This window comes from Actinomycetota bacterium (assembly GCA_013152275.1).
Lineage (GTDB): Bacteria > Actinomycetota > Acidimicrobiia > Spongiisociales > UBA4744 > BMS3Bbin01.
The window spans coordinates 25,801-30,880 of sequence record JAADGS010000080.1; the positions used below are offsets into that span (position 1 = coordinate 25,801).

The following is a 5,080-nucleotide window of genomic DNA, read 5'->3' on the forward strand; positions in this document are numbered from 1 at the left end:
CGCGCAACGCAGAACTCGTCCACGAGCAAGGAAGGGCGGAATGAAGAGCTGGAGATTCCTGCTGCTCGTCGCAGTATTCGCAATGATTGCTGCCGCATGCGGTGGTGGAGCAACGACAACGACCGCGGCACCAACGGCCACGACCGCCGCGACAACGACCACGACCGCCGCGACAACAACGACCGCGGCACCAACGACTACAACCGAGGCGCCGCCACCGGCCATCGGGACCCCTGAGAACCCAATCAAGGTGTTGTTCGTCCCATCGGTCGACGCGCAAGTGATCGTCTCCGGATCATGGCGGACGCCCTGAAGCAGGCCACTGGCCTCGATTTCGAGGTGAGCGTCCCGACGTCCTACGCGGCAACTATCGAAGAGATGTGTGCATCGCCGGCCAACACGATGGGATTCATCCCGGGGCTTGGCTATGTCCTCGCCTCTGAGCGTTGTGGTGTCGACGTTGCCTTCAAGGCGGTTCGGTACGGTCACTCCGTTTACTGGGCGCAGATCATCGTGCCCCGCGACAGCGGCTACACGCAACTCTCCGACCTCGACGGCAAGACATGGGCATACCCGGACACAGCCTCGACCTCGGGCTACATGGTGCCGACCCTCATGTTCAATGAAGCCGACGTCACACCCGGTGAGAAACTCGAGACCGGCGGTCATGGTGCCACCGTCCTCGCCGTCTACCGCGGCGATGCAGACTTCGGCACGACCTACTTCTCGCCGCCGCTCATGCCGGACGGGAACTGGGAGGTGGGCATGAGCCCGGACATCCCGGATGATCTCGTGAGTTCCTGCGCACCGACGGAAGACGGAAAGAAGCTGATGTGTGGTGACTGGCGTGTGCTCGACGCACGTGCGAGCGTCCGCACCGATGCTCCCGATGTCATCCAAAAGGTGAAGATCATGATGATCTCGCCTTCGATTCCGAACGACACTCTGTCCTTCGGTCCGAAGTTCCCGAAGGACGTGCGCAAGCAGATCGAAGATGCGCTCGTCGCGTTCTCGAAGACGGACGCATGGGATGAGTCGATCGGTAACCAGGACTTCTACGGATGGACCGGCATCGAGCCGGCAAAGGACTCCGAGTACGACAACCTGCGCAAGATCGTTGCCCTCGTCGGCTACACGCCGGGAGGCTGATCAGATCCGCAGATGAGACGCCAAGATGGGGCAGGGACACACCCTGCCCCATCTTGTGAGCAGGAACCACGATCGACGGATAGGGAATGCTGAAAGTCGAACACCTCACCAAGGTCTATGAGGGGGGCACGCTCGCCCTCGAAGACGTCAACTTCGAAGTCCCGGACGGAGAGTTCCTCGCCGTGATCGGCCTGAGTGGCTCCGGCAAGTCCACACTGCTGAGATGCATCAACCGTCTGATCGAACCAACGGAAGGTCGCATCACCTGGAACGGCATCGACATCACCGCCGCTCCGCAAGATCAGCTCCGTCGCATCCGGCGCCGCATCGGCATGGTGTTCCAACACTTCAATCTGGTCCACCGGTCGAAAGTCCTCACGAACGTTCTCCAAGGCAGCCTCGGGTATGTCAACCCGGTGCTCAGTGTCGTCAACTCGTTTCCCAAAGAGCAGGTCCAACGGGCGCTTGCACAGCTCGATCGCGTGGGCCTGAGAGATCAGGCCCACAAACGCGCCGACGAACTCTCCGGCGGCCAACAACAGCGGGTCGGTGTGGCCCGAGCCATGATGCAGAACCCGGAGATGGTCCTCGCCGACGAACCCGTCGCAAGTCTCGACCCGGTGCTGGCGCACTCGATCATGCAGTACCTCGAAGTGATCAACAGAGACGACAACGTCACGGTGCTCTGCTCATTGCACTTCCTCGATCTCGTCCACCGCTATGCCGACCGCGTCATCGCACTCAAAGACGGCCACGTCGTCTTCGAAGGCCCGCCCGTCGATATCGACGACGAGAGATTCAAAGAGATCTACGGGAAGGAGGCCGAGCGCGTTGGCTGACCAAGGACCCACCAAGCGCGGTCTCCGCCACTCGCTCCTCGTCGCGCTCATCATCATCGCCGGTGTCGCTTCGGTGTCACCAAGGTCGACCTCAGTGAGATCAAGTCCGAGACCCGACGCGCCCAGCTGACCCGAGTGCTGCGTGCCCTTGCCCGTCCCGACCTCCTGACGTATGAACGTATCGACACGAACACCGACGTCCCCTTCTACATGCCCTGTCCACCGGGAGGATTCACGCCACCCGAGCAGGATCCGTTCTCGCGTCATATCACCGTCGACCCTCCCTGTGTGACGCCGGGGGACGACATCACCGTGCACGGTACGCACTTCTCGCCGAACGCCAGAGTCACACTGTATCTCGTCCCACCCTCGGGCGATCTCAAGCTGACACTCAGCCAGAGATTCCTGGCGGACGGGAACGGCGAGTTCACCCAGACCGTCTCCACGAGAGAGCGGCCCTCGGATCAGCAGCAGACCATTCGAGCGATCACTCGTGAACCCATAGGCACGATCTTCAATCGTGCCGACGTTCAGATAACCACCGCCACCGGCACCACGCTCACCGTGAAATCGCCGCGCGTCTCGCAGTCGGCGAAGGACACCTGGGACAAGATCATAGAGACCGTCTTCCTGGCCCTGCTGGCCACGACGCTCGGTGTGTTCATCGCCGTTCCCCTGTCGTTTCTCGCCGCGAGGAATCTGATGAAGGACATCAAGATTCCGTTGGTGAAACTGGCCCTGCAACTGGTCGCGATTCCCGTTGGTGCCGCCATCGGGATCATTCTGGCCCGGTGGGCACAAGACTTCAGCGCGGTGTTCACAGGCCATGCTCTGCTTGTGGTCTTCGGACTCGTCGTCCTGCCGGCCCTCGTGTATATGGCTCTGCGATGGTCGTTCCCCGCCGTCGAGGATGAACCCCCGACGCTTGGGCTTCGAATCAGTCGAAGCATCGTGCTGACCGTCGCTTCGGTAGTCGGCATCACGGTCCTGTTCCTGACGGCCGACCTCCTCAACCGGGTAGGCAGCTGGTTGGCGCCACGGCTCGCCGACTTTTCTTTCATCGGAGGTTTCGCTTCCACGATCGGTGACATCCTCGCCGCAATCATCACCGTGATCACCGCCCTCTTGGCCGCGGGAGTGCTCTCGAACATGGGTGGGCGACTCGCCATCTGGCTCCAGGGGCACCTGCCTAGTCGGGTTCTCCGCCCCCTTGCACTGCCACTGATGGCGCTGGCCGGTGCGGTGATCTTCCTGCTCATCGCCCAGGGAATCTCATGGCTGTACAGGATCAACGACCCACTCAAGATCTTCTGGGTACCCGGAGCGGTCGGTGGGGTGCTGGGCCTGCTCCTCGCCTGGCGCAAGTACAAGCAGGAGGTCGTGAACATCGGGTTGACGATCTACTACATGGCACGGACCACCTTCAACGGCATCCGATCGATCGAGCCGTTGGTGATGGTGATCGTGTTCGTGGTCTGGGTCGGTATCGGGCCGTTCGCAGGGTCCCTGGCCCTGGCGCTGCATACGATCGCCTCACTTTCAAAGCTGTATTCCGAGCAGGTGGAGAGCATCCTTCCCGGACCGCTCGAGGCCGTGCAAGCGACCGGTGCGACTCGATTGCAGACGGTCGTCTACGCGGTGATCCCGCAGATCGTTCCGCCGTACATCTCCTTCACGTTGTACCGCTGGGACATCAACGTCCGCATGTCGACGATCATCGGGTTCGCCGGTGGGGGCGGTATCGGGTTCCTGCTTCAGCAGAACATCAGACTGCTCAACTACCAGGCGGCGTCGGTGAACATGCTGGCGATCGCCATCGTGGTGGCATCGATGGACTACCTCAGCTCGAGGGTGCGGGAACGCATCGTGTAACCAAGCCTTCGTCGATGCCGGCCAGACCAAGTCGGGCCGGCATTGAGGAGAACACGGGATGTCTAGCCTTCACCCCATGAGTGCCATGATCCGCCGCACCCGCGACGTGCGAGAGCAGCAGGAACGCGATCTGCTTGCGCCCGCCGCGACGAGGTCAACGGACTCCAAAGGGCGCGAGCATCCCGAAGAGCCCGACACATACCGCACCGCGTTCGAACGTGACCGGGATCGAATCCTCCACACCAAGGCATTCCGGCGCCTCAAACACAAGACGCAGGTGTTCATCAACCCGGAGGGAGACCACTACGTCACCCGACTGACACATACGCTCCAGGTGACCCAGGTCGGTCGAGCGATGGCCGCCGACCTGGGGCTGAACGAGGAGTTGACCGAGGCGATCTGCCTCGGTCACGATGTCGGACATTCACCGTTCGGGCACACCGGGGAGGAGGCGCTGTCTCCCTACGTGCAAGGCGAATGGCTGCACTCGGAGCAGAGCATCAGAGTGCTTCGTGTGCTGGAGCCGGTGAACCTGACGTGGGAAGTTCTCGATGGAATCCGCGCCCACTCGTGGAAGGTCGGTCAGGGCCCGGCAACGCCGGAAGGTCACCTCTGCCGGTTTGCCGACCGGATCGCCTACCTCACCCACGACGTCGACGACGCCCTTCGTGCCGACGTGATCTGCCGCGAAGATCTTCCCGGTCGGGCACTCGAGGTGTTCGGCGAGCCGGGATCGGATTGGATCAACACGATGATCGACGCGGTCGTCGACGAGTCGATACGTCAAGGATCCGTGGTCATGGAACCCACCGTCGCCGAGACCATGCAGGAGCTGCGCGACTTCATGTTCGAACGGGTGTACCTGCGACCGGATGCGCGCCCACAACGGGAACGCGCCATCGCCGTGATCAGGAATCTGGTCGACTATTTCATCGCGCATCCGGAGGAGGTACCCGACACCTACCGCCTCGACGATGCTGCTGCGGTAGAGCGAGCGATCGACTACGTGTCCGGGATGACCGACAGGTACGCGTTGCGGGTCCACGACGACCTGTTCCGCCCCGAGGGGATCGACTGATTCTCGTCAATGCCGGCGTCGCTATCCGACGCTCCCATTGACAGGAAATACAGGGGTTGGTTTCTCGTCAATGCCGGCGTCGCCATTCGACGCTCCCATTGACAGGAAACAAACGGAGGGCGGGCCCCGAAGAGCCCGCCCT

At 62.0% G+C, this 5,080-nt stretch carries 4 protein-coding genes; all 4 read left to right on the top strand.

Annotated elements, in window-relative coordinates; genetic code table 11:
* The first annotated feature begins 297 nt into the window (after window positions 1–297).
* The 4 genes from phnD to GXP34_12890 all read left to right on the top strand — a co-directional run bounded on the left by phnD (window position 298) and on the right by GXP34_12890 (window position 4,938).
* Window positions 298–1,149: a phosphate/phosphite/phosphonate ABC transporter substrate-binding protein gene (gene phnD, locus GXP34_12875; GenBank protein ID NOY56860.1), complete on the top strand. Its 852-nt coding sequence runs from the start codon at window positions 298–300 to the stop codon at window positions 1,147–1,149.
* Between the two features lie 86 nt (window positions 1,150–1,235).
* Window positions 1,236–1,988 (top strand): phosphonate ABC transporter ATP-binding protein, encoded by a 753-nt coding sequence (gene phnC / locus GXP34_12880; protein NOY56861.1) that lies wholly within the window; start codon window positions 1,236–1,238, stop codon window positions 1,986–1,988.
* Between the two features lie 876 nt (window positions 1,989–2,864).
* Complete coding sequence (locus GXP34_12885) at window positions 2,865–3,860, top strand: ABC transporter permease subunit (GenBank protein NOY56862.1); 996 nt, start codon at window positions 2,865–2,867, stop codon at window positions 3,858–3,860.
* An 85-nt stretch (window positions 3,861–3,945) separates the two neighbouring features.
* Window positions 3,946–4,938, top strand: coding sequence for a deoxyguanosinetriphosphate triphosphohydrolase (locus tag GXP34_12890; protein NOY56863.1), 993 nt, complete (start codon window positions 3,946–3,948; stop codon window positions 4,936–4,938).
* The last annotated feature ends 142 nt before the right edge of the window (window positions 4,939–5,080 follow it).

Bases quoted from the DNA above. Each gene is read 5' to 3' on its own strand.
- phnD (NOY56860.1), top strand. From the start codon at position 298: ATGGCGGACGCCCTGAAGCAGGCCACTGGCCTCGATTTCGAGGTGAGC.
- phnC (NOY56861.1), top strand. From the start codon at position 1,236: ATGCTGAAAGTCGAACACCTCACCAAGGTCTATGAGGGGGGCACGCTC.
- GXP34_12885 (NOY56862.1), top strand. From the start codon at position 2,865: ATGGCTCTGCGATGGTCGTTCCCCGCCGTCGAGGATGAACCCCCGACG.
- GXP34_12890 (NOY56863.1), top strand. From the start codon at position 3,946: ATGATCCGCCGCACCCGCGACGTGCGAGAGCAGCAGGAACGCGATCTG.